The 24701-nt window shown below is 40.8% G+C and carries 21 protein-coding genes; 11 read left to right on the top strand and 10 right to left on the bottom strand.

The window, feature by feature from the left end:
- Position 1: 1 nt before the first annotated feature.
- Positions 2-1408 carry an LPP20 family lipoprotein gene (locus tag F3059_RS04315; protein ID WP_151166846.1) on the bottom strand — a complete coding sequence of 469 codons (1407 nt, stop codon included), beginning with the start codon at positions 1406-1408 and terminating at the stop codon, positions 2-4.
- Complete coding sequence (locus tag F3059_RS04310; RefSeq protein WP_151166844.1) at positions 1405-2802, bottom strand: hypothetical protein; 1398 nt, start codon at positions 2800-2802, stop codon at positions 1405-1407. The genes F3059_RS04315 and F3059_RS04310 overlap by 4 nt, the downstream gene beginning before the upstream one ends.
- A 297-nt stretch (positions 2803-3099) precedes the next feature.
- On the opposite strand from F3059_RS04310, the gene F3059_RS04305 reads away from it, so the two are divergent.
- The gene (locus tag F3059_RS04305; RefSeq protein ID WP_151166842.1) at positions 3100-3579 is read left to right on the top strand and encodes a helix-turn-helix domain-containing protein; all 480 of its coding nucleotides are present in this window, start codon (positions 3100-3102) and stop codon (positions 3577-3579) included.
- Here F3059_RS04305 and F3059_RS04300 read toward each other — a convergent pair.
- A complete protein-coding gene (locus F3059_RS04300) occupies positions 3568-4089 on the bottom strand; it encodes an NADPH-dependent FMN reductase (RefSeq protein WP_151166840.1) in 522 nt (173 codons plus the stop codon). The genes F3059_RS04305 and F3059_RS04300 overlap by 12 nt on opposite strands.
- Before the next feature lie 214 nt (positions 4090-4303).
- Here F3059_RS04300 and F3059_RS04295 point away from each other — a divergent pair, with 214 nt between their 5' ends.
- The 6 genes from F3059_RS04295 (at position 4304) to F3059_RS04270 (ending at position 9696) form a co-directional block, all read left to right on the top strand.
- Positions 4304-5119, top strand: coding sequence for a ParA family protein (locus tag F3059_RS04295; protein ID WP_151166838.1), 816 nt, complete (start codon positions 4304-4306; stop codon positions 5117-5119).
- A complete protein-coding gene (locus F3059_RS04290) occupies positions 5109-6008 on the top strand; it encodes a ParB/RepB/Spo0J family partition protein (RefSeq protein WP_151166837.1) in 900 nt (299 codons plus the stop codon). The genes F3059_RS04295 and F3059_RS04290 overlap by 11 nt, the downstream gene beginning before the upstream one ends.
- 7 nt (positions 6009-6015) lie before the next feature.
- Positions 6016-6579: a DUF5683 domain-containing protein gene (locus F3059_RS04285; protein ID WP_151166835.1), complete on the top strand. Its 564-nt coding sequence runs from the start codon at positions 6016-6018 to the stop codon at positions 6577-6579.
- Positions 6580-6583: 4 nt separating this feature from the next.
- Positions 6584-7309, top strand: a complete 726-nt coding sequence (gene dapB, locus F3059_RS04280) for a 4-hydroxy-tetrahydrodipicolinate reductase (protein ID WP_151166833.1) — start codon at positions 6584-6586, stop codon at positions 7307-7309.
- A gap of 58 nt (positions 7310-7367) precedes the next feature.
- Entirely contained in the window at positions 7368-9050 is a 1683-nt protein-coding gene (locus F3059_RS04275) for a S26 family signal peptidase (protein ID WP_151166831.1), read from the top strand.
- A 67-nt stretch (positions 9051-9117) separates the two neighbouring features.
- Positions 9118-9696 carry a hypothetical protein gene (locus F3059_RS04270; RefSeq protein WP_151166830.1) on the top strand — a complete coding sequence of 193 codons (579 nt, stop codon included), beginning with the start codon at positions 9118-9120 and terminating at the stop codon, positions 9694-9696.
- A 143-nt stretch (positions 9697-9839) separates the two neighbouring features.
- Here the strand turns inward: F3059_RS04270 and F3059_RS04265 are convergent, their stop codons facing one another.
- Entirely contained in the window at positions 9840-10886 is a 1047-nt protein-coding gene (locus F3059_RS04265; protein WP_151166828.1) for a M23 family metallopeptidase, read from the bottom strand.
- A gap of 100 nt (positions 10887-10986) precedes the next feature.
- On the opposite strand from F3059_RS04265, the gene F3059_RS04260 reads away from it, so the two are divergent.
- The 4 genes from F3059_RS04260 (at position 10987) to F3059_RS04245 (ending at position 15506) form a co-directional block, all read left to right on the top strand.
- Positions 10987-11316: a hypothetical protein gene (locus tag F3059_RS04260; protein WP_151166826.1), complete on the top strand. Its 330-nt coding sequence runs from the start codon at positions 10987-10989 to the stop codon at positions 11314-11316.
- A gap of 95 nt (positions 11317-11411) precedes the next feature.
- A complete protein-coding gene (locus F3059_RS04255) occupies positions 11412-12740 on the top strand; it encodes a M16 family metallopeptidase (protein WP_151166824.1) in 1329 nt (442 codons plus the stop codon).
- 19 nt (positions 12741-12759) lie between these two features.
- On the top strand, positions 12760-14835 hold the full coding sequence (locus F3059_RS04250; protein ID WP_151166822.1) for a M16 family metallopeptidase: 2076 nt from the start codon (positions 12760-12762) through the stop codon (positions 14833-14835).
- A 221-nt stretch (positions 14836-15056) separates the two neighbouring features.
- Entirely contained in the window at positions 15057-15506 is a 450-nt protein-coding gene (locus F3059_RS04245) for a hypothetical protein (protein WP_151166821.1), read from the top strand.
- A gap of 6 nt (positions 15507-15512) precedes the next feature.
- Here the strand turns inward: F3059_RS04245 and F3059_RS04240 are convergent, their stop codons facing one another.
- The 6 genes from F3059_RS04240 to F3059_RS04215 all read right to left on the bottom strand — a co-directional run bounded on the left by F3059_RS04240 (position 15513) and on the right by F3059_RS04215 (position 24677).
- A complete protein-coding gene (locus F3059_RS04240) occupies positions 15513-18587 on the bottom strand; it encodes a hypothetical protein (RefSeq protein WP_151166819.1) in 3075 nt (1024 codons plus the stop codon).
- 75 nt (positions 18588-18662) lie between these two features.
- Positions 18663-19343: a Dph6-related ATP pyrophosphatase gene (locus tag F3059_RS04235; RefSeq protein ID WP_151166817.1), complete on the bottom strand. Its 681-nt coding sequence runs from the start codon at positions 19341-19343 to the stop codon at positions 18663-18665.
- A complete protein-coding gene (locus F3059_RS04230) occupies positions 19336-20361 on the bottom strand; it encodes a hypothetical protein (protein ID WP_151166816.1) in 1026 nt (341 codons plus the stop codon). The genes F3059_RS04235 and F3059_RS04230 overlap by 8 nt, the downstream gene beginning before the upstream one ends.
- Positions 20342-22234, bottom strand: a complete 1893-nt coding sequence (locus F3059_RS04225; protein ID WP_151166814.1) for a TonB-dependent receptor — start codon at positions 22232-22234, stop codon at positions 20342-20344. The genes F3059_RS04230 and F3059_RS04225 overlap by 20 nt, the downstream gene beginning before the upstream one ends.
- Entirely contained in the window at positions 22231-23214 is a 984-nt protein-coding gene (locus F3059_RS04220; RefSeq protein WP_151166813.1) for a T9SS type A sorting domain-containing protein, read from the bottom strand. The genes F3059_RS04225 and F3059_RS04220 overlap by 4 nt, the downstream gene beginning before the upstream one ends.
- Entirely contained in the window at positions 23199-24677 is a 1479-nt protein-coding gene (locus tag F3059_RS04215) for a T9SS type A sorting domain-containing protein (protein WP_151166811.1), read from the bottom strand. The genes F3059_RS04220 and F3059_RS04215 overlap by 16 nt, the downstream gene beginning before the upstream one ends.
- Positions 24678-24701 lie beyond the last annotated feature (24 nt).

Below are 24701 nucleotides of genomic sequence, written 5' to 3'. Positions count from 1 at the left end.
GCTAATCTTTAGAGATTTGACGATAAAATTTTGGAAATACTTTTTCTTCAATTTCAGAACTCAGCTTTTCGAAACCGTTGAAAACTGCGTTCTTTTCTGACAATTGTACGCCTAAAAGCCCCGATATGTTTTCAGAAAAAACGATTGAGTTATCACCGATTCTTTCAACTTCAAAGTTGCCAGATATTTGCGCTCTGTACATGTCCATCTTTTTCTCGAGCATGCGGTAATCAGCCGTTACGCGGATGATGTAATCTGCATTTTGTTTGGATGAAGCTTCCTGCATCTCGCGATATGACAACCTGTTACGAATTGCTTTTTTAATCATTTCATCAAACTCTCGTTGTTGGTCGTTTTGGATATTGACATCCAGGTAAACCTGCGGACTACTAACTTCTATCTTTTTCCTTACTGATGGGATATTCAATGACTTGATAAGCTGCTCAAACACAACATCAGGCTTTTGACCGATTGCATTTTGATGGATCTGACCAATTGCGAGTTTTGCGCTGAGCCATTGATTTGGCTCCTGATCAACGATTCGTACCAAATTTGCTTTTGCCACTCCGTTGCTGTTTGTTGGCGTGAGCTTTGGGCGAATAAAACCTTCAGAGTACTCGATTTCAATAGGAATGTTTTGGAGTTTTTCACCGTTTTCGGTCAGAACCGTAAACGATACGTCATCTTCGCTGAGTGGAATGCTCCACCTAGCGCTCGTAGTTTCGATGTTCGCCTTTATTTTGATCTCTCTGAGTGTATTACTCATGAAAGTTTTGAGGTGATTTCCCCAATAGACCTGTTCCCCATCGTAAGTCGTGATCAAATCCTCACCTATGAACGGCTCAATCGAGTTTACAGCCCTTAGCGCATTTTCCAGCGAAGCCGAATAGTTGTTTTCTTTTCGTTCCTGTAAAGCGGTACTGTAAAAACCTTTTGAAGCATCAATCGCCTTTTCGATAGCCGCTTTTCGGTTAGACTGGTATTTTGCTTTAGAGAGCCTGTAATAAACGTAATATTTATCCTCAGTTTCGTATGAATCAACCTGTTCGTAGTCCTCAATCGTGCGATCAGTTGAAACTTTTATGAAAGATTTGTACTCATCTTTGAATTCTCCTCTGCTATTTTCTGTCGAGTACAACATCGATTTTGAAGTGATATTCACCTCGATTTCAGAAGCTAATTCGTTCAATGCATTTCGTTTAGCATCTCTCGCATAATCGAGCGGATGCGCTTTTTTATCACTGATCCCAATCCCGATGTAGTGAGCACTACTCGTTGGTCTGTTCGTCACCCAGTTTGGTGGTGGATTTTGTGGTTCCTCCTTTTTTGCGGCTTTTTCTGTTGATGAGCATCCGCCAAAGCTCAATAATGATAGTAAGAATAAAAGCAGTACTGAGTTATATCTCATAATTCAGGATTGTATTCGTGAACTTTGCTCACAATATTTTGAGCGATTTTTTGTGCAAGATCTGCACGTATTTGATTTTCTGATCTCAACTCGCGTTTTGAAGACGTAAACTTACTTTGTAGCTGGCTTTTTGCCTGGTAAGATGTGATCACCTTGCCCTCTTTCATCAATCCGCCAAGCGAGCTGCTAAACTCGCCCGGATAAAGGTTTTTAAAGCCACCTTTTCGAGTAGCGTAATTGACATTGTCCATTTCGGTTTCGTTGATCACACCTCCGGAAACAACCACACCGGTCTCGGCATTGATAACCTGGTACTGGAGAGCAGCCGTGACTTTTCGACTACCGGAATATTCGTTGTAATAAGTCTTACGGTATTCAGTTGCAACGTATTTCTCTTTAGTCCGCGGGTTGACTTTTTGTACTTTAATTTGCTCAAATGCCGGCTGCCTTGATGTTTGAACCGGAACACTGCTCACTTGATAATCCATCATTTTACCTGTGATAATCATGTTAGCACCCAGCATTTCACCGGCCTGAACACGGGATTCAGTACCCAGCTCCATATTCAGGCGCTGTTCTTCGAGGAGCTTTTCTGTATTGCTTCGATCAACAACTTTAATAAACGGATTTTCAGAGTTTACAAGCGATTGCGTGATGCTACCGTTGATCTTTTCTGCAATTTGGCTCTGACTACTATTCGAAACATCAAACGGACTCACAGCAATTGTGATCGTTGCTTCTTCAAGCGCATTGTCACGGTAATCGATTGCATCCTTGTAAGATCCTTTTTGATCGATCACGCGTTTCATCATCGCATATGATTCGCGGTATTTACCGGCTTCAAAGAGTTTTACTCCCTTTTGGTACATCGGCTCGGCTGTAGTCATTGACGCGAGTTCCTTAGCATCTTTGTAAGTTGGATCGAGGTCGATGATTTCCTTCAACTTTTTGTCTGCCTCCTGGTACTTTTCCTCGTAAATAAGTTCGTTCGCTTTTTCGTAAAGATCATTTTTGTAAGTCGTTTCAGACTCTTCGTAGTAATCGTTGTAGTACGGAGGAATTTGAAGATCTACAAATGGCGAGCACATGTCCTGAAAGTCTTTTGCTTCGCGGTATTTATAGACAGCCATGCGGTGATCCTCAGCAGAATAGGATTTGTAGAACTCATTGAGTAGAGACTCAAGTATTTCTTTTCCTGTTTGTTTGAGTCCTATTTTTGCATCTACATTTCGTGGATTTCGTTGCAGGGATTTGTAATAGAAGTCTGCCGCTTCTTCATTTAAGCCGGCTTCCTGTAACTTATCAGCCTTGCGCGACAATGATTTTGACCCCGTACACTGCCAGGTCAAAAGACTTATCACGGTCAGAGCCAAAAAGAGATATTTCCTATTCATTATGTATTAGGTTATGCGAACAAATATACAATATCCAAATCCCATACCATTCTTTGTTCTCAATCCATTAAAAAACTCCATTTACGAATAAATCTTTAGGGTGATACAGTTGTAACACGTGTCAATTTATATCTTTAACAAACTATATTCCAGAGCATTAATTTATTTTACCTAAAGTGATTTATAACTGTAGAGGAAGCTGTTTTTGGCAAAAAGACGTTTTCCACTAAACTAAATACGATACATCTGTAACATAAATGTTCCTGCTTGTTTACTTACGATTGTTATATTTGTAACATGACGACAACAATCAACGATAGGATAAGAATACTCCTCCACTTCAAGAAACTCACAGCTACACAACTCGCAGAGATATTAGATGTCCAAAGGTCTGGAATCTCCCATGTATTAAGCGGTAGAAACAAACCGAGCCTCGACTTCGTCATGAAAATCGTACAGGCATTCCCCGATGTGAGTTACGACTGGCTTATATCAGGAAAAGGTGATCTTTCAGAATCAGAAAAGCGTGTAAAAGAAGAAGAGAATACAATTGTAACACCTGCAGGTGATACTGATGTAACGAGCGGGGAGTCGCAAAAAGATACAGATGTAACACGTCAAAGCGAAACTACACATGAGCATGCAGAAAAGTCTCAAAACACTGATAACCAAACAAAAAAGCCCGAACAGGAATCGGTTCGGACTATTGAGAAAGTAGTTGTATTTTACAGTGATAACACTTTTGAGGAGTTTACGCCATCGTCTTTAAAAGGTTAAAAACTGATCGATTTGCTTGGTCAAAACTTCTTTAGTTGACTCATCAGTAAGTTCGCGTTCTTCGATCAATTTGTTGATACTGCTAACCGGTACTTTGAGCGGTAATACATGCGCTTTTAAATAATGAAAGATATTTGTGAGTTGATCCATTCCGCGCAGGTTACCTGCCCTACCCGATGCAACACCAACGAGTGCTATCTTTTTATTTTCGAAAAGCTGAGGAACTACAGAGTCTATGAAGGATTTTAGCACACCGGGAAAGCCACCGTTGTATTCCGGAGAGATAATAACGAGTTTTTCAGGTTTTTCAATGTACTGCTCAGCAATATTCTTCATTTTATCACTTGCACCACCCAACACTTCATTTTTGAAAATAAAATCGGTTGGTAGATCTTCCATCGATAATATTTGAATGGCATTTCCTTTACTTTTCAACATATCGGCATAAGCCTTAACAATGATACTTGTATTATTTTGAGGGCGATTGGTGCCGCAAATGATTGTGATCATCTTCAATGAACATATTTTTGTTTAAAAATAGGATTTCACACGAGACCTTTTCTCTCATTAGAAAAAGGTACTTTTATATTTCTTTGCAAAGAAAGCAGATTAAGACAATTTTGCGAATGAGGCGCGCGTTCATTTTATCCGCTCAAATTTGAGGTGTATCTTTGCAGACTGCTCAATTGAGCGCGCTCAAACTGTAAATAAAGGAAGAAAACGCATGGGAAAAATCATTGCTATAGCCAATCAAAAAGGAGGTGTTGGTAAAACGACATCAGCAATAAACCTGGCTTCGAGCTTAGGTGTACTCGAATACAAAACGCTTTTAGTTGATGCCGATCCCCAGGCAAACGCTACATCAGGTGTTGGTTTTGAACCTAAAAACATCAAAACAAGCATTTATGAAACAATCATAAATGAAGTTGAACCGAGTGATATCCTTCTCAATACTGAAAACCCTAATCTGGATATCCTTCCTGCACACATCGATCTCGTAGGTGCTGAAATTGAAATGATCAATTTGCCAAACCGCGAAAAGATGATGCGCTTGGCTCTGAATAAAATCAAAGATGACTACGACTTCATCGTTATTGATTGTTCACCCAGTTTGGGCTTGATCACTGTTAATGCTTTGACAGCAGCTGATTCAGTTATTATTCCTGTTCAGTGTGAATACTTTGCGCTGGAAGGACTTGGTAAGCTTCTCAATACGATTAAAATAGTTCAGTCGAGACTCAACTCTGATCTGGAAATTGAAGGAATGCTGCTCACCATGTACGATCAGCGTTTGAGGTTAGCCAATCAAGTTGTGGAAGAAGTAAAAATGCACTTCCAGGATATGGTTTTTGAAACAATCATTCACCGCAACACCAAGTTAGGAGAAGCTCCGAGTCACGGAGAGAGCATCATCATGCACGATGCCAGCAGCAAAGGAGCTGTCAACTATTTGAATCTAGCGCGTGAGATTTTGCAAAAGAACGATATGACACGCATTAGTGATGAAGACAAAATTATTGACTTGAAAGATGGCGAGTAAGAAAAAAGCACTTGGCAGAGGCCTCAGTGCTCTGCTTGAAAATGACGACAGCGACAGAGTTGAAGCAAAAGAGCTCTCCTCTAACCCAGAGTCGGTTGTGGGGACAGTAGCTGAAATTCCGATCGATCAAATTGAGGCGAATCCGTTTCAGCCGCGTTCTGAGTTTGAAGAAGACGCTCTTAAAGAACTGGCAGGCTCAATTGAAACGCACGGAATCATTCAGCCTGTGACAGTTCGCATGGTGAAGAAAGACCAGTTTCAACTGATATCAGGTGAACGCAGGTTCAGAGCCTCTCAAATTGCCGGACTCGAAACAGTTCCGGCTTACGTTCGTGTAGCTGATGATCAAACAATGCTCGAGATGGCGCTCGTTGAAAATATTCAGCGTGAAGACTTGAATGCTATTGAGGTTTCAGTCAGCTACAAGCGACTCATTGATGAGTGTAACATCACTCAGGAAGAAGTTGCGAACCGCGTGAGTAAAGGAAGAGCAACTGTCACAAATTACCTGAGATTGCTCAAGCTTCCTGCTGAAGTACAGCTCGCGATCAAGAATAAACAAATATCGATGGGCCACGCTCGTGCTCTTCTGAGTGTGAATGATAAAGATCTTCAGAACCAAATCCTGGAGAAAATACTCAAGGACGGAATCAGCGTTCGACAGGTTGAGCAACTGGCTAAAGGAGCTAAAAACACGGCTAAAAAGCAAAAAGGTTCGCTCAAAAAAGCTGAACTGTCATTTGAACAGCAAAAGCATGTTGTTGATCTGGAACGCATCTTAGATCATAAAGTATTAGTGAAAAAAGATCAGAATGGTAAAGGGAAATTATCCATCGATTTCAAAGATGATGAAGACCTTTCCCGTATTCTGGATATTCTTAACCCATAGCTACTGTATGAAATTATTGAAAGCAATCACTGTCCTCACTATTTTGCTGCTCCCGCTTTTTTCTGCTGCGCAGGACTCGGCAAGCGTTTCAAAAGGATCTGACCGTGATACCAATGCTTATGTTCCCACTAAATCACCCAAAAAAGCTACGATAATGTCGGCAATATTGCCGGGTGCCGGACAGGTTTACAATGAAAAGTACTGGAAGGTTCCCATTATTTATGGTGGTTTTGGCGTGGCAGCATACCTGGCAAATCGTTACACTAATCAGTACAATTTATACCGCGATGCTTATCGCGAAGCCTCAGATCCCAACGGCACCTCTCCTTTTCCAAACGTTACGCCTGCTGCAATTAGGGACACCCGAGATACTTACAGGCAATGGATGGAGCTTTCTTATATTTCAATTGGTATTATTTATATTTTTCAAATCGTGGATGCTAATGTTGATGCGCATCTCTATGATTTTGATGTGAGTGATGATCTTTCATTGAATTTGCAACCCAATATGCAGCCGGCCGGTTTCAACCGAACAGCAACAGGCTTTAAAGTGACACTGACAATTAAATGATGGTATGAAAATAGCAATTCTCGGATACGGAAGAATGGGTAAGATAATTGAGGAGAAAGCGCTTGAACGCGGTCATTCGATATCAGCTAAAATCACATCTGAAAATGTTGATGAAATTGAAAAGGCTTTGTCTGAGGCCGATGTGGCTATAGAATTCAGTATTCCTGAAGCAGCTAAAGAAAATATCCTAAAAGCATTTGATCATTCGTGTCCGATTGTTGTGGGAACTACCGGCTGGTACGATGATTTCAGTGAAATTGAATCTGCCTGCAACAAGCACAACGGAACGCTTTTTTATGCGACAAACTTCAGCGTTGGCGTAAATCTCACTTTTAAGATGAATGAAATTTTGGCAAAGTTGATGAATGGTCAGAGCCAGTATTCAGCCAGTATTGAGGAGACCCATCACATCCATAAAAAGGATGCCCCAAGCGGAACTGCAATCAGCCTGGCTGAAGGAATCCTGAAAAACAATGATCGCTATGAGAACTGGAAGTTGAAAGAAAAAGACACAGGATTTGCTGATAGTGAACTTCCGGTAGAGGCTTTTAGAATAGATGAAGTTCCCGGAACACACATTATTGAATACGATAGCGAAATCGATAAAATATCACTGAAACACGAAGCTAAAAGCAGATCAGGATTTGCACTTGGCGCTGTGCTCGCTGCAGAATACGCTGCAGAACACAGCGGAATTTTGACTATGAAAGACCTGCTAAAATTTGATTAACAAAATTAAACACGCCAGTTAAGCTGTTTTCTAATAATTTCGACAACAAAATAGAACTATGATAACCGCAATTCTCTGGATATTATTCCTGATCATTATATTCGTGAGCCTGTACAAGGTTTTTGAAAAAGCCGGCTACGCAGGCTGGAAAGCACTTATTCCGGGATACAACTTTTACGTTTGGTTGAGAGTAATAGAAAAGCCCTGGTGGTGGCTAATCATCTTGATATTTCCCGGTCCAAATGTTCTTTTACTATTGATTATGTGTGTGAACACATCAACAGTTTTGGGTCACAGAACTGCTAAAGATGTTTTTCTCTCAGCAATTGTTCCGTTCATCTACCTTCCCTATTTAGCTTTCAGTTCTGATGTTCGCTACGAAGGACCAATAGACAGAGAAGCCCATCCAAAATCTTCATCAAAAGAATGGCGAGATGCAATTCTGTTCGCGGTTATCGCGGCAATGATCATCAGAACTTACACGCTAGAAGCTTTTACAATTCCTACTTCTTCGATGGAAAAAACGATGCTCATTGGAGATTACCTCTTTGTGGATAAAGTGAGTTATGGTCCGCGGTTACCGGAAACTCCACTCTCCTTTCCACTCGTTCACCACAGCTTGCCACTTACCGGAAGTCGAGTTCCTTCTTACCTCGAATGGTTGAAGCTCGATTACATGAGATTACCCGCTATCAATAAGGTCGAGCGGAATGATGTCATGGTTTTCAATTATCCTGAAGGCGATACTGTTGACATCATTAATCAATCTCAAAAATCTTACAATGCGATGATTCGCGAGCGTGCTTTAGCTCTTGAGTACAGTGATTTTGCATCGAATAGAGAAACGAAATCGAGAGATTATTACCTGAGAAGAGCTCGCAAAATTTTGAAAAACGAACGCGATTTTGTGATCAGACCCGTTGATAAGCGTGAAAATTACATCAAGCGTTGTGTAGCTGTGCCGGGTGATAAACTCGAAATAAAATCAGGAACGCTTTACATTGACGACAAAAAAGCTGAAGTACCTGAGGACATGCAGTACAATTACTTTGTGCAAATGAAAGGCTCCTTCCCTCTCACTCCGCATAATCGCAGGAAACTAAAGAAAGATTACAATATCAACTATCAGGATATGATTTCTTTGAGTGCTACAAATCGCTTTTTCATGTTTCCGCTTACAAATGCCGCTTATGAAAGAATGAAGTCCTGGGGAAATGTTGAAAAGATTCAGCGTGTTGAGGAGAAAAAGGATGAAATGCCTTACCTCACCAAAATGATATTGAAATCAAAATACGGACCAAAATTCGTTGAAAAACTCAACAAGGAAGGTCGCTATTTTCCTGAGCACAAAATATTTCCAAACCATCCAGACTTCAACTGGACGGTTGACAACTTTGGGCCTGTCACGATTCCTGCTAAAGGAACGTCAGTGGTTCTGACCGAAGACAATTTACCCCTTTACGAACGCATCATTACAGTTTATGAAGAAAACGACCTCTCGGTTAAAGAAGGTGACATTTTCATCAATGGCGAGCAGGCAGATTCATACACTTTCAAAATGGATTACTACTGGCTGATGGGTGATAATCGCCACAACTCTGCCGATTCGAGGTACTGGGGTTTTGTACCTGAAGACCACGTGGTTGGTAAAGCAGCATTCATCTGGTTCTCAGCTGATCCTGAACTTTCATTCTCAGAAGGTAAAGTTAGATGGGACAGGATTTTTAATGGTGTTGATTAACCGTTTGTAACAAAAGTAACTGATAACTAAACTGAGCCTGGCTAACATTGCACTCAAATTGAGTAAAATGATAGTCAGGCTTTCTTTTATCGTACTTTTTATATCCATCAGCATAGCTGGTAATGGTCAGAACCATGATAGCGAAGCTCACCAGGATTTTGGAACACATAATGACATAACTCAAAGGAAGCATGCCATTCATTATTTAAATGGCCTTACATTACTTCCCGATGCCATTACAGAATCCCATGAAGGAAAACAGTTGAATTTTATCAATACCATTGGTATCAGCTATCAATATCAATTTGATTCAAGGTTTGCAGCAATGATCATCACTGATTTGGAAATGGAAAGTTATATGCTCAAAAGTGATGAGGAATTGTACTTTAGAGAAAACGTATTGCTTGTGGTATTAGCAGGATCTTATGAGCCTACTCCTCATCTTGAAATCTTTACAGGAGCGGGAATTGAATTTGAGAGTTCTGAAAATTTTGCTGTTGCAAGATTTGGAATAGAATACCATTTCCATATAGCTAATGACTGGTACGTTTCTCCAGAACTAACAATGGATATTACTGAGATTCAAAATACTTATACTGGTGCTTTTAAGTTTACCCGAAAGTTTGGAAAAGTTTTGGCTCACTAATACCAAATATCAAACATTCCCCAATGCATTATTTTGTCCCACAGTGCAAGGATTCCGAAGACTATCAATATGATAAAAATCGTTCTAATGATTCGCTGACCTATTTTCCCACTCGTCATGCCTGTAAAAATAGTTAAAAGAATTTACCGGAGCGGCTTAATCAAATCATTTCGTAGCGGATAAAAATCAGATTGTCTTTCAAAATTACCCCATCTTTTCACCTCGGCCATTTTAAAGCGAAACGGAATCCCTTTAGCACCGCTGGCATTGAGTTTGGGCTGGTTCTGAATGTGGAGATGTAAATGCGGCCATGATGTATTGCCGGAATTACCCGCAAAACCGATCAGGTCGCCAGAAATAACTCTATCTCCCTTTTCTACTCGCACTTTTCCTTTATTGAGGTGAGCGAGAAAAAGCCATCTGTTCGTGTCGTACTGAATGACGATGTAATTTCCGGCCGGATTTTCACGATTATTGGGAGCAAAAGTGATATCCGCATTGGGAAGGGAATCTACGACTTTCACAACTTTTCCGTTTACCGGAGCATAAACAGGTTCATTGAATGTATAGAAATCGGTGATTTCACCGCCCTGGTTTTCGTAATAACTCTCGTTCTCTCCAATTTTAAGAATGTCAATTGCATAGCGCTGTTGATCCGCGACAAAATGATAATTGAGGTGTTCCGTTCCACCACCGTGTCCCACAAACCAGGTATCTTTTACCGGCCAATGTATTAGTTCGCAATCAGCAACATCAGGATAAGAATAAGTCGAAATAGCCGATTTCATGAAATTGAATCCCTGCCAAATCAATATGAAGATGTAAACACTCATGAATATTTGCCTGAGATTTTTTGAAACTGTTTTTTCAGAAACCGAAGTGATTTTCACGAGTTCCAAAATCATCAAAACACCTAAACTCCCGTAAAGCAATGCTCGTGCATAAAATGGTGTGATCATCTTAACACCCGAAGCAATCCATGCTTCAAATGGCAATCCGATCAAAATACAAATGGCTGAAATGCCCAGCAAAACCTTGAGTACTTTTAAGTACTTAGGTAGAGAGGACCATTTTTTTCGGTCAGATCCAGTAGCGCAATTCACAACCCTGTAGATAATCATTGTGATGAGCAAGCCTGATAGAATTAGGTAAAAACCAGTATAGAGATTCGACAGTAATTCTACATTCATAAGAATAAGTTTTTGCGAAACTAATCCACCATATTATCGCATAAAACCTATTTTTGACTAGCGGTATTGAGACTAAAGAAACGGTTAATAGAAGAGCAAATTGAAGTTTATTATTCTAAATATCAGTCTTTTCTTCCTTATAGGGACAGTCGGTTGTAACACTACAGAGGAAACAACTCAAAAAGAACCTTCCTGCAATGGTGAAGAATATACGTTAAAAGATTTCACAGGTCTTGACGGCTGCAAGTTTTTACTGGTTGACGCTGAAGGCAACAAATACGAGCCGGTTAACCTGAAAAAGTTCATGTCAGATCCAAAAGACAAAACCAAAGTAAGGGTGAAATTCAGGAAAGTACTCACCGGTTCAATTTGCATGGTGGGCAGTACAGTAGAGATTATTTGTATTGAAGAAACCAGTCCATCAAATTAATCGACCACTCATCCCCTTTTAACTTCATTGATCGAAATACTCTTATTGAATTCAGCGAGTATTTGTAATTTCGAGGTTCATAAAATTTGAGTAAAATGAAGTTACATCACAAACTAACATCCATTGCCGTGGGATTATCGCTCATGGCCGGAGCACAGTCAAGGAAAATTGACTTTGAAAAGTACGAACTGGACAACGGCCTGGAAGTGATTCTGCACGAAGATCACTCCACCCCAATTGTAACCGTATCAGTCATGTACCACGTTGGCTCGAAAAACGAGAACCCAACGAGAACAGGATTCGCTCACTTCTTTGAGCACCTGATGTTTGAAGGATCTGAAAATATTGAGCGCGGTGAGTACATGAATATTGTACAAAACTCAGGTGGTACGCTCAATGCAAATACTACCCAGGACCGCACTTACTACTATCAAACACTTCCGTCAAACCAACTCAAGTTAGGGTTGTGGCTGGAATCTGAAAGAATGCTTCACGCCAAAGTTGATCAGGAAGGTGTTGAAACACAGAGAGAAGTTGTCAAAGAAGAGAGAAGACAACGTTATGACAATCAACCTTATGGCGATTTCATCGAGCAGATGTTCAGCCGAGCATTTACGCAACACCCTTATAAATGGACGCCAATCGGGTCGATGGATCACCTGAACGCAGCTTCAATTGACGAGTTTAGAGATTTCTACAAAACATTCTATGTTCCAAACAATGCTACAATGGTAATCTCTGGCGACTTTGAATCTGATGAAGCTAAAGAGCTTATAGCAGATTATTTCAAGGACATTCCAAAAGGCGAAAAAGAAATTCCGTTCCCTAAAGTTGAACCAGTTAAAGTTAAAGGTCCAATCGTGGATACCGTTTACGATGAGATTCAACTTCCTGCTGTATTCACCGGATACAGAATTCCAAAAGCTACTCATCCAGACTTTTACGCGTTGAGCATGCTAAACTCAGTACTTGCTGGTGGTGAAAGTGCTCGTTTGCAACGCACACTGGTTGATGAGAAACAACTTGCGCTTCAGGTTGGTAGTTTCCCTTACGGACTGGAAGATGCCGGCTTATTCATCTTTATCTCGCTACCGAACACGGGTGTGGATCTGACCGATCTTGAAGATGGTATTTACGCAGAAATTGAAAAGGTGAAGAAAAACCTGGTTTCTGAAAAAGAATACCAAAAGATTAGAAATCAAGAGAAAGCAGACTTTGTTTCAAGCAACAGTACAACATCAGGCGTTGCAAATTCTCTCGCTCGTTACGATGTACTTTACGATGATGTGAACCTTATCAATAACGAGATCGACAAGTACATGGACGTTACCCGTGAGGATATCCAGCGTGTGGCAAAGGAATACCTGACGAAGGAAAATGAAATTAAGCTGTATTACCTACCAGCCGATCAACAAAACCAATAATCCAAAAAGAAGTTAAGTGATGAAAAAATTAAATATACTGGCATCTCTACTCATGTTGAGTAGTACTTTGTTTGCCCAGGTAGACAGATCAAAAATGCCTGAGCCGGGTCCGGCACCTGACGTAGAAATTGCCGATTACAAAACTTTTGAGCTCAAGAACGGACTCAAAGTATTCATTATTCAAAACGATAAAGTTCCGCGCGTTTCATTCAACTTAATCGTTGAAAACGACCCTATCCTGGAAGGTGATAAAGCAGGTTATGTCTCTATTGCCGGTGAATTGATAGGTGAAGGAACAACAAATCGCGACAAAGACAGTCTTTATTCTGAAATCGAATTCATCGGTGGAAGATTGAATACGTCTTCTAATTCAGTTTTTGTTTCTGGTCTGTCAGATCACAGCGACAAACTCATGGAGTTGATGGCTGATGTAATCAAAAACCCATCGTTTCCTGAAGATGCTTTCAATAAGCTGAAAAAACAGAGCATCTCCGGACTCAAAGCCAACAAGAATGATCCGGGAGCTATTTCTCGCAGAGTGAGAAAAGCGCTACTCTACGGTAAAGATCATCCTTACGGTGAAGTTGAAACTGAAGAGTCACTTGAGAACATCACGCTTGACGATTGTAAAAACTATTACAATACTTATTTCAAGCCAAATGTTTCTTACCTGGCTATCGTTGGAGATATCGGGAAATGGAAAGCGAAAAGACTCGTTAAGAAGCACCTGAAAGATTGGTCAAAAGGCGAAGTTCCTTCTCACGAGTACGAAACACCTACTCCACCGGAAAAACCTCTCGTTGCTATCGTGAACAGAGAATCTGCTGTTCAGTCTCAACTGAACATCGGAAATGTGATTGAATTGGAGCCCGGAAATGAAGATGTGCTTCCGCTGAAACTCATGAACAAGATTTTGGGTGGTGGTTCAACCGGCCGACTTTTCAAGAACCTTCGAGAAGACAAAGCATACACTTACGGAGCTTATTCAAACTTCAGCCAGGATGAGTTGATCGGTTATTTCAATGCTTCAGCTAACGTCCGAAATGAAGTTACTGATAGCGCTATCACTGAATTCATGACTGAATTTGACCGCATCATTGAAAATCCGGTAAACAGTGAAGAGTTAGGAAATGCGAAGAAGTACATCAGTGGTTCATTTGCGCGTTCATTGGAGCGTCCGCAAACTGTAGCTCGCTTTGCAATCAACACCGCTCGCTACAATCTCTCTGATGATTACTACTCGACTTACCTCAAGCGTTTGAACGCAGCTACTCCTGATGACATTCAGCGTGTAGCAAAAACGTACATCAACAAAGATCAACCGACTATTTTAGTTGTTGGAAAAGCTGCTGATGTAGCGAGCAAACTCGAAAAATTTGGCGAAATCAAATACTACGATACTGACGGTAATGAAGTTGAAGCACCAACACTTTACGAAAACCCTGAGGGTCTGACTGCTAAGAAGGTTCTGAACGATTACATCAAATCGATTGGTGGTAAAGAAAACATCAAGCAAATCGATAACCTCAAGTGGGTTCAAACTGCTACGATGAATGGCAGAACAATTGAGATCGCCAATTACTACGCTGCTCCTAACAAGAGCAAGACAACTGTTTCAATGATGGGCATGAACCTCATGGATGAAACATTTGACGGTGAGAACATGAGCCGCAAGCTGCAGGGACAAAAACAGCCGGTTAGTGAAGACGATTTGCAAGACGCTAAAATCAACAACAACCTCGTTCCTGAAATTGCTTACATCAAAAACAAAGAAGTGGAACTCGAGCTATTGAAGCCACAAGATATCGATGGTAAAATGGCTTATCAGGTGAAAGTTATTATGCCGAGCGGCAAAGAGCGTTTCTACTTTTTCGACAGTGAAACTGGTTTAAAAGTAAAAGAGACAGGTTACCAGGAAGGTCCTGACGGTGAATCAGTAGCGCAATCGACAGAATACCTCGAATACAAAGAGGTTAAAGGCGTGAAATTCCCGGTAAAAGTTACTATTCCTTTGGGTCCAGCATCTGCAGAAGCTAAAACGAAAGTTATCGAAGCGAATATCGAAATGGATAAATCGATGTTTGAAGTAAACTAAGCAGAGTTAACGATTCGAAAAGAGAAAGGCCGTTTCATTGCGAAACGGCCTTTTTTTATTGTCAATTATGATTTTTCTGATCAAGATAGCGATGCTTCGTAGGCTATAAAACCCTACTTGCCTTACTACAGTTTTAATTAAGTGATAAGCTATATTATTATTTATAGAGGAATGCTTTAAAATTTTATATATAATTATTGTTTCTCTTTAACCTCAATAATATGGAACTTATAATTGCCATTACAGCTATAATCATTGGACTTATTGCATTGATATACCAATTAAAAGAGTATAACAAAAAAAGAGTTCCTGAGTTTAAAGGTCAGATTGAAGTTGATACAAATGATGGCGATTGTATCTCGTTTTATGATTTTCTCTTCAAGAATGATGGAAAAATAGTTTTTATTGATATTTACATCAATAACCTGACAGAAGGTCAAGTGTTTGATGATGAAAGTAATTTTACCTTTTCATGCTACTATGATAAAAATAAAAAACTTGAAGGTGGATATAGCTATAACATATTATTAAGTGAAGGTGATGATTTCTTTTATGACGATAGGCCTTCTTCAAAAAGGTTGAAAGGCAACTTTAAGGTTATTGGATTTACTGGGCCACAAATGGGATGGTTTACATCAGTAATTAAGCCTGTAAATATTGAGTTCAGTTAACAAAACCTACTCCTTCGTCTCTTCCAACCAGTTGGTTTTGCTGTAGCGTTTTTTGTCCTTGAGGTAGAACGTTTGTCCCCAGCTGTATTCTTCCTTGAGGTATTCGTGGCCAACATCACCTTTCACAATCACGATACGGGTCACTTTCTTGTTTCCTTCTTCAAACTCCTCCTCTGTTCTGCCTTCCGGATAATCTTCAGCTAACTGGTAGTTGAACTCAGTTGCGCCTTCAGCAAAGCGAGTCGCTTCTTTGCGTCTTTCCTCCATGATCTGAACAATCGTATTGATTTGAGATTTTGGATAAGACTCATTTGGTTTGATGTTTTGTGCGTTTTCATATCTCGATCTGGCTTCGCTGAATTGCTCTTCTTTGAACAAGTTATCAGCAACAGCGATCAACGAGTCATACTCAGCATTCAATCTACGCTGGCGCTCCTCTTCCTGTCTCTTTTGCTCAGCTAAACGTTCCAATTCAGCAATTTTATCCTTGCTTTCCTCTATTCGGTTCTGAGGATAACTGCGGTCAGGGAAAACTTCCTGTGCATTTTCATAACTAGCAATAGCTTCTTCGTAGTTTTCACTCTCAAAAGCTTTGTCACCAGCGGCTACAGCATCAGAGTATTCTTTCTCTTTACGCTCTTTTTCGAGTTTAGCCTGTCGGGCAGCTTCTTCCTCAGCCTGTTTTTCAGCGAGCAATTCTTCTGCTTTGCGCTTCTTCTCCTTCGCCTTTTCACGATCGGGGAATAGCGCGATGGCACTTTCATATCTTTCGATAGCTGTCTTGTATGCTTCCTCTTCTATTTGAGCATCACCCTGATCGATGAGCGCGATGTACTCCTCTTTCTTGCGTTCCAGCTCTTCCTTAGCTCTCTTCTTAGCGAGCAGCTCTTCCTGAATTCCCTTTGCAGCTTCAATCTGGCTGACAGGATATTCTTCATTCGCTTTTACGTTCAGAGCCTTTTCGTAATTCGAAATGGCATCGTTGTAGAGGCTGTCAGTAAACTGATTGTCGGCAATAGCAATCAATGAGTCGTATTTTTGATTGCGCGCTTTTTCCCTTCTCTCTGCTGCGAGTCTTTCCTCTTTCTTCTCAGCAAATCTCTCATCGATTTTCGCGATCTGATCTTTAGGATATTGCTGATCGATCAACTCGAGGGCAGCTTCGTACTTGCCACGTGCAGCTTCTAATTTTCCCGATCCAAATAATTGATCGCCCTGCGTAACGTAGCGTTTGTATTCTGCTTCCAAAGCCTCTCTTTCATCGATGAGCTCGCTGATTTCCCTGAGTCTGATAGATGGATGTTGTTCATCAGGTTTAACTTGAGTTGCTTGTTGGTATAGCGGACGAGCATCTTTGTACTCTTCGTTGTCAAATGCAGCATCTGCAAGATTTACAAGACTATCGTATTTAGCCTGCTTCATCCTCTCAGCTCGTTCAGCAGCTTCTTTCTCGCGTTCTTTACGCGCAGCAATTTCAGCTAAAAGCTCGTCAATCTTTGCGATCATCTCTTTTGGCTCTTCAGCACCTGGCTTGATAGATAATGCTTCCTGGTAAAGAGATTGAGCATCTGTGTATTCCTGCTTCTTGAAGGCTGTTTCAGCGCGTTTCATCGCAGTGTTATACTCTTCGTCTTTCTCAGCAATAGCACCTAGTTTTTCGTTGATAATCTTCAATTGAGATGTAGGGTACTGTTCGCCTTTCTTTTTGGTCAGAGCCTGTTGATAAAGATCTTTGGCGCTGCTCCATTCCTCATTGTTGAACGCCTCATCAGCCTGCGCGATAAGGTTGTTGTATTCTTCTTCGAGTTTCGCTAAACGTTCCTGTTCGGCTTGCTCCTTTTCAGCAATGTTTGCTAATATGTCCTGAGCTTCCTGGATTTTTTGTTTCGGTTCAGACTCATCAGGTTTTGTATCGAGAGCTGATTGATAAAAAGATATAGCCTGGCGGTAATTGCGCTGACTCATTTGTCTGTCGCCTTCCTCCATTGCATTGGCATACTTTTCATCTTTCTGTCTTTCTGCTTCTAATTGCTCATCGATTTTCGCGATTTGATCATTAGGATATTGCTCATCATCCAAAATATCCAGAGCCTTTTTATACAAGCTTTTAGCATCTTTAAGTTGCTCATTGTTGAAGGCTTTATCTGCCTGAGCAATAACTTTATCGTACTCTTCTTTCAGCTCCTCACGCTTCTTCGACTCTTCAATTTTTTTACGGGCCTTTTCGATCTGGTTTTGAGGATATTCCTCTTCAGGCTTCATTGATAGCGCCTGCTCGTAAAAACCAATGGCCTCTTCCCATTTTTCTTCGTAAAAAGCATCATCTCCCTGAGTAAGGAAGGAACTATATCGCTGTTGTTCATCTTTGAGTTCGCTCAGCTTTTCTTTTGCCTTTTCAATTTGTTTTTGCGGATATCGCTCGTCAGGCTTAATTTGGAGAGCACCTTCATACTGGAACATTGCGTTTTCGTAATCACCTTCTTCCATGAAACGGTCTCCGTCTTCAATCGCAATTTTGTAATCTTCTTCGAGTTGTTCCTGGCGCATCAACTCAGCTTCACGAGCTGCTTCGAGATCTTTAACCAGTTGATCGAGCTCGCGCTGAATCGATTTCGTGTAACCTTTATCATTGGCAAATTGACCGTAATTGGGATCGTATTTTACCTTACCAATTGGTTTATCGAGAATGAGCGTGTTAACATCGAGGTCGTTTTCAAAAATCTCGACTTCCCAACCTCCGTAACGCAGGTATGTACTGCTAATAGCATCTTCAGGGATTGTGCGAGTATCAACGTAAATCTTTTTCGTTATGTAGCCCTCTTTTCCAAAATAGAGCATGAATTCATGAAACAACTCAAGTTCTAAATCGAACCGGCCACGACTATCGGTTCTTATTTCCCTGTCAATTTCACCATCTTTTTCTACTCGAACATAAGCCTGATCGAGGCGATTTCCTCCATCTACTACTTTTCCGTTGATTTCCAGTTTGGGATATTTCTCCTGAGCAAAGCTCAAAGCAGGAATTGATAAGAGGATGATCAAGAGGTTAAAGGATAGATTTTTTACGACTTTAGTCAGCATAGTGTGTTTCAAATAAAACTGGTGCATGAGCGCGCAAATTTAAATGAAATTCGGCACGATATAGTCCCGTAACGACTATCTCTTTGAAATATTGAGATACGAGAATTCGGTTTTCATCTGTTTCCCGTTATCAGTCTTGTATTCAAACGTTTTGCGATACTTTTTTCCAGTTGTGATTTCCACAGTACTTTCAAAAAGCGGGCCATCGATGACGAATGTGTGAAATTCTCCATTTTCTCCGCAAGGATCTACATCTTGTGATAATTCGGTTAAAGTCTTTTCGGTCAGAACCGAACCGAGCAGATCCTCGTCAACTTTGCTGGTTTCCAAGCAGATTGGTGTGAAACGCCAACCGGATCTGACCATTGAAATAAACAGCTCTTTTGTGTCTTTTTTCCAAAGCGGATAATGTGTTGTTAACGAGTATTCGCTAAAAATATCATCCCGAAACTGGCGCACGTCTTCAAGGTTGATATCACCAAAAATGATGTGTTCCACTCCTCTATCGATCAGTTCTTTTGCCAGGTTGCGCATTGCATTTGCATAATCAGTAACCTCGAGTTTACTGAGCGGAATTTGAAGTGATTTGCTTTGTTCCTCGATCACCTCAAATGGCACTTCATGCATTGTAACGCTATCATTGGAATCAACGGTCGTGATCAGTTCCACGACATCAAATTCCTCTAATGCGAGCTGCAGCGCAAAAGCTGCGTCTTTACCTCCACTCCAAAATATGGCCGCTTGGGGTTTAGTCATTTAGCTCGGCAATTTCAATGTGTTGCGGAATGACACCGGTTGTCACAATGTCGAGTAATTCTCCGGTTTTGGAATAACGGAGGAGTTCACCACTTTGGCTGTAATCTTTTGCATCAGTGAGATAGATGTCTCCATTTATAGAATCAGCTTGAAGACCATAAAAATTCCTGCTCGATGAGATCAGTGTATCAAATCGATCATTTATTAAACCGTAGCTGTACACATTGTTTGACAAAAGAATAATTTGGTTGGTAGACTCGCTGTAACTGGATCTTAGTGTTGAAAGTGTATCGGGAAATGAGGTGATATTTTGTTGTTGGGGATAGATCTCCTGAATTCCGATTTTTGTGATTGCGCAAATACGATCATCGGCTTTTACGATTGATGATACATTATTTGTTGAATTTATTGACTGTGAAATCGTTTTGGTCTCAATTTCAAAGCGATCCACGTTGTTGCTGGTTTTGTTGTGAATGAAGATAAATTGTTCATCTGCTGATTTAATGAGTGTTTCAGTCCAACCGCTGCAAGCTACCGAACTATAATCTCCGGTTCTAATATTGACGATATAGAGCTTATCGCGATAAATATCGCTTACAAGCCACTCAGAGCCGGACAAATGCTCGGCATAACGCGGATAACTCTGGTCGATTTTGATCTCGCTGAGTTTCTCACGCGAGTTGATGTTCATCAGAACAATCTTAGAACTGTTGTTCATGATGATACCTAGCGTATCGTGAGTGATGAAAAGGCTTTGACCTACATCTCCCAAATTCTCCTCATTTACATCCTGAAAGATTTGATTATCGATGACTTCTTTCTCCAGATCGTATTCATCAATTGAAGCATTAGCTGCCTGGAAGTTTCCTTCATTCAGCACAAAAACCGCGCGGTTCTCAGCCCGGTTTTGGTTCTGATCATTGTCATTACCCTGCGGACCAAAGTCTTCATCCTTGTCGCAAGAAACAAGCAACAGAATGAAAGCTATTAAGAACCAGTTATTTCTGTTTAAAATCATAGCGCAAAGTAAATTCAAACCAGCGACCCGGCATCGGGCGCCAAATTACATTCATGTAGTTTTCATCAAAAACATTATTGACTGAAAATGAGGCAGAAATTGCATGTTTGTCAAAGTCAAACTGTTTTGATAATTGTATATCTGTTAACCAGTACGATGGTAAATAAACTTCGTTATCAGCTTGTGTAAAACGTTCGCCTGTAAATTGAGTAAAAGCTGCCAGTTGCCATTTTTTATAGGCTAAATCCTGCACGATTTTAAACTGATGTTTTGGTACGTAAATCAACTGATTACCTGAGAGTTCACCTCGCTTATTTTCAGCAACTGTATAAGCGTAATCTGTGATGATTGAATATTGAAGGTTCTCCGTTAATTTAGTTTTCACCTCGAGTTTAGACTCCAATCCGTGCTGCTCAACATTTCTGTAATTTTCCGGTGACCATTTACCATTCTCTTGCGGAATCCACTGAATCCAATTATCCACATCATTGTAGAAAACTGTATTGATGATATTTACCGATAGACTTTTGTTTTGAATAATACTCCAATCAAAACCGAGTTCATAATTATAAGCCTCTTCCATTTGAAGATTTGGATTTCCTGCTCCCACCCAGTAAAGGTCATTGAGCGTGGGAAAACGCACGTTGCGAGCTGCAACACCAAAGATTTTTATTCGGTTTAGTTTTCGTGATATTCCGCCTGTAAAAACACCCAAATCAAAAAGGTCATCCATGACAACAGGTTTGTAGCGCAGAGTGAAATTCCAGTCTTTAGGATGGTACTTCAATTCGTGCAAAAACGAGAACTTTCTTTGTTGTTTATCGGTTTCTAACTGGTTGTTCTCAACCCAATTAAGTTGCTGAGCATACTGAATGTTTAACGTAATATTCTTTGAGATTTCTCCCTCTGCCCTTGCTACATTTTGAGCACTTTTACTGACTGCTTTAGAATCTATATTAGCAAGAGGGTCCTGATAAATAATCGATTGTTGCGTATAAGCAGGTTTCAACTCTAACTTCCATTTTTTGAGTTGATAAGCCAAAGGCATTTGCACGATTGTCAAATCGTCTTTTTGTCTCTGTTTCACTTCAGAGCCGTAAGAAGGCATGATCGGTGGTATTTCGCGGTTTGTGTTTGTGTGGATTACCTTTACTGCTCCGTGAAAGTTTTTTGACATAAATCCGCTCTCGTGCATGAATCCTTGCTGATAGAAAGCTGCGTGGTAGAGATCTCGCTTTTGGGTTGGGCTCTGACCGATATTCAAAAACTCAAAATCGTTTTGCTGTTCTCTGTAAATGTAGCGAGTTGACTGGTAGTATTTTTCTCTTCGAAAACTGACATCTGCAGCGCCCGTGTAGCGATCAAATGAACCGGCATTTCCCATGATAGATATACCGAATTTTTCGCTGGGAAGGCTTTTGCTATTGAGTTGGATATTACCGCCAATTCCGCCAAATGGTGAATTTTGAGATGCTACACCCTGCTCTATCATGGCGTTATCAAGGAACCAAACGGGGATATTTTTTAAATCGAACTGACCGAGGGACGGATTGTTGAGTTCCACATCATCAAAGTAAACGCGCGTTTGAGAAGCGCTTGATCCGCGAATGCTCAAACTCGAAATCCCAGACGGACCGTAGTCTTTGATAAATGCTGGTCCGCTAGTTTTGAGCAGATCACTCAAGCTGCCGTTCTGTTCTTTATCGAGGCTTGTTTGCGGGAGGTTGTGAATATATCCGCCATCAAAAACTGTTACCGAATCGACAAATTGGTATTCGTTTAATTGATATACTGAAGAATCCTGGGATCTAATTTCGTTAACTACAGCAATCAGAAATAGGATAATCAGATATTTACCAGTGAACAACCTCATTCTTTCACAAACCTGAATGGTTGCTCTTTTCGTTGGTTAAACTCAATAAAGTAAACACCAGAAGCTAGTTCATTCAAATTGATTTTTCCTCCGCTGTAATTGCCCATTAAAACAGTTTGTCCGTGTGTATTGAAAACTTTGAAATTACCAGTTAATCCTTTCACTGAAACAAAGTCAGCAGCGGGATTGGGATAAATTACCGATTTGGGGTTTGCCCTAACAGTTTCCCTCCCAACAAGTGATTCATTTAATATGGCTACAGCATCAAGATCAAAACCTCCGGCAGCAAACTCGGTTGGATACGGATCATTGATAATGTTTCCGGCTGTATCAGTTGAACCGTAAGCCTGATCGATGCTTCCAACGACATCCAAAACCCTGAGGTGAGTTATATTTTCAATATCCAGTGCAGAATCTCCTTCTAGATCACTCAAATCAAACGGAGTTCCATTGTGAGTGGTATTTTTACCTGCCAGGTTATTGATTTGCGTTGGGTCCAACACACCGTAAGTCCACTTTTGTGAATCGGCCTGGGTTAAGGAATGAGCGGGAAAACGAGCGAAGTAATTCCCATCACTGCTCACTTCAACAAAGGCAAATTCGAGATAATAGCCGCCATCCATTGGCGAGTAGAATCCGTTTTCAAAAACAGCAAAATCATAGCCTTCCCTGTTTGAAAGAGGTTGTGGCAACGTGTAAGTTGCATAACCGCTATCGCCCAAACTCACGGTAAATGCATCCGCTTTTCCGGTTGCGTTTTGGTCAGATCCGGCACTGGCATATCCAGCACTTTTATCGGAAATATTCAGGTAGCCGCGAACCACATCAACATCGCTGAGCCATTGTTCAACAATGATTGAATCGCGGTGCACGCCTATCGACCCATCACCTTCAGCCGGTTCGTATGGTCCGTTCTGGCTCTGACCGTGAATAACAGTCAGAGCCAAAACAAAACCTATAGTGATTATTTTTTCAACCATTTGATTGTTGTTTCATTCGTTTTGAGAACGTAAAAGCCAGATTGGAGCGATTCTACAAAGATACGGCCTTCATACCGACCTTCTTGTACGAGCAATCCGCGAACATCGTAGATCTCGTATGCTGAGCCCGGAGTTAAATTTTCAACTCTCAAACTGTTTTCAGCCGGATTGGGATAAACAGCTATTTCATGATTTAACCCTTTTTCATTAAATCCAACAGATCCTGAGACTTCCTCATAAATTGTTGTACAGCAACCAAAAGCATCGCAAACTTCTATCATTAAAGTATCTGTTTCAGTTGAGTTTTTAGTTACTGTAACTTCGTTTCCATTAATTGAAGCTGAGTGTATTCCATCGACAAAACTAGCAGATGTAATTTGAGCAGAGTCTCCAGGCTCTGAATCAAATGATACTTCATAGCCATTGCTTATTTCAGTAACCTGGACATTCCACGGAGCTTTGTTATAGAGGACTTTAAGAGCTGCTCCGGAGATATCTGTTTGAACAGTTTGCTCTGAAACCCAGTTTTGATTTCGAGCCGTTAAAGCTCCATACGAGAAATAATCTGTGGAATAACTGTAACTGCTGTTTGAAACCGTGTCGTAAGCTGCTGCCGTTAATCCAGAACCTCCTGCGATTGAAGTATGACTCAGGGAATTGTTGTAAAACGCCTGAATCCCAGAGCTGTTGAAATAAAACAACGAGTCTTTCACTACTCCGGCAATTCCGTTTCCGGTAACTGTTGTATCAGCTGTAATTGAGCTGTCGGCAGTATTGAGGACTACGGTTCCGGTGTACAAGAGATTAAAATTGTTGTCGTATCGTGAGTTGAATGCAAAAACCTTATCTCCGTAACGAGCCACATTTCCCATTCCAATTGTCAATGTATCTGCCGGATCAAATGTGTGGAGTTTTTGAATTTGTCCGCTTACATCGTACGCAGAAAAAAGCCCTGTGTTTAAGCCTTCTGAAGCTACATAAAGCGTTTCATCGATCAGAGCCATTCCCGAAGGGCTGGATAAAGTGGTATCAGCGTAAACCTCTGAGAAGTCAGACTTATCTAAGGCAACTAATCGTTTGCTCGAAGATGCTCCGAATCCGAGCGTCATGAACAAGTATTCATCGGTATGAGCGAATTTTTGAACACCTCCGTATGAAACAGTATCGACAACTGCCTTTTGGGCGATGTTGTATTTCACGATCAGATCCTTACCAGATGCTTTGCCAACATGCAAATAAGCCAACACTCCATCGATGACGAGATCATTGGCGAAATCGCCTAAAAACGAATCGATAGCTGTTGTGTCTTGCAGGTTCTGACCAACAGAATAGAGTTTAACGTGATTTCCGGGAGCCTGAAAAGTTCCACCTGTGGTGAATACGGCTCTGTTACAGTAGTCCTGAGCAAAAGATATGCTCGATAGTAAAAGAATTGAACTGATTAAAGATGTAATTTTTTTCATCCTAAAAGCATTTTAATAGTTATT

The organism is Salibacter halophilus (assembly GCF_008806325.1).
GTDB lineage: Bacteria > Bacteroidota > Bacteroidia > Flavobacteriales_G > Salibacteraceae > Salibacter > Salibacter halophilus.
This window is presented reverse-complemented; position numbering and strand designations above follow the sequence as displayed.

What these genes read in the sequence shown, in the direction of transcription:
- F3059_RS04305 (WP_151166842.1), top strand. Translation starts at nt 3,100, where the DNA reads ATGACGACAACAATCAACGATAGGATAAGAATACTCCTCCACTTCAAG.
- F3059_RS04225 (WP_151166814.1), bottom strand. Translation starts at nt 22,234, where the DNA reads ATGAGGTTGTTCACTGGTAAATATCTGATTATCCTATTTCTGATTGCT.
- F3059_RS04255 (WP_151166824.1), top strand. Translation starts at nt 11,412, where the DNA reads ATGAAGTTACATCACAAACTAACATCCATTGCCGTGGGATTATCGCTC.
- F3059_RS04300 (WP_151166840.1), bottom strand. Translation starts at nt 4,089, where the DNA reads ATGATCACAATCATTTGCGGCACCAATCGCCCTCAAAATAATACAAGT.
- F3059_RS04310 (WP_151166844.1), bottom strand. Translation starts at nt 2,802, where the DNA reads ATGAATAGGAAATATCTCTTTTTGGCTCTGACCGTGATAAGTCTTTTG.
- F3059_RS04235 (WP_151166817.1), bottom strand. Translation starts at nt 19,343, where the DNA reads ATGACTAAACCCCAAGCGGCCATATTTTGGAGTGGAGGTAAAGACGCA.
- F3059_RS04245 (WP_151166821.1), top strand. Translation starts at nt 15,057, where the DNA reads ATGGAACTTATAATTGCCATTACAGCTATAATCATTGGACTTATTGCA.
- F3059_RS04295 (WP_151166838.1), top strand. Translation starts at nt 4,304, where the DNA reads ATGGGAAAAATCATTGCTATAGCCAATCAAAAAGGAGGTGTTGGTAAA.
- F3059_RS04250 (WP_151166822.1), top strand. Translation starts at nt 12,760, where the DNA reads ATGAAAAAATTAAATATACTGGCATCTCTACTCATGTTGAGTAGTACT.
- F3059_RS04315 (WP_151166846.1), bottom strand. Translation starts at nt 1,408, where the DNA reads ATGAGATATAACTCAGTACTGCTTTTATTCTTACTATCATTATTGAGC.
- F3059_RS04290 (WP_151166837.1), top strand. Translation starts at nt 5,109, where the DNA reads ATGGCGAGTAAGAAAAAAGCACTTGGCAGAGGCCTCAGTGCTCTGCTT.
- F3059_RS04220 (WP_151166813.1), bottom strand. Translation starts at nt 23,214, where the DNA reads ATGGTTGAAAAAATAATCACTATAGGTTTTGTTTTGGCTCTGACTGTT.
- F3059_RS04230 (WP_151166816.1), bottom strand. Translation starts at nt 20,361, where the DNA reads ATGATTTTAAACAGAAATAACTGGTTCTTAATAGCTTTCATTCTGTTG.
- F3059_RS04285 (WP_151166835.1), top strand. Translation starts at nt 6,016, where the DNA reads ATGAAATTATTGAAAGCAATCACTGTCCTCACTATTTTGCTGCTCCCG.
- F3059_RS04270 (WP_151166830.1), top strand. Translation starts at nt 9,118, where the DNA reads ATGATAGTCAGGCTTTCTTTTATCGTACTTTTTATATCCATCAGCATA.
- F3059_RS04265 (WP_151166828.1), bottom strand. Translation starts at nt 10,886, where the DNA reads ATGAATGTAGAATTACTGTCGAATCTCTATACTGGTTTTTACCTAATT.
- F3059_RS04215 (WP_151166811.1), bottom strand. Translation starts at nt 24,677, where the DNA reads ATGAAAAAAATTACATCTTTAATCAGTTCAATTCTTTTACTATCGAGC.
- F3059_RS04275 (WP_151166831.1), top strand. Translation starts at nt 7,368, where the DNA reads ATGATAACCGCAATTCTCTGGATATTATTCCTGATCATTATATTCGTG.
- F3059_RS04240 (WP_151166819.1), bottom strand. Translation starts at nt 18,587, where the DNA reads ATGCTGACTAAAGTCGTAAAAAATCTATCCTTTAACCTCTTGATCATC.
- dapB (WP_151166833.1), top strand. Translation starts at nt 6,584, where the DNA reads ATGAAAATAGCAATTCTCGGATACGGAAGAATGGGTAAGATAATTGAG.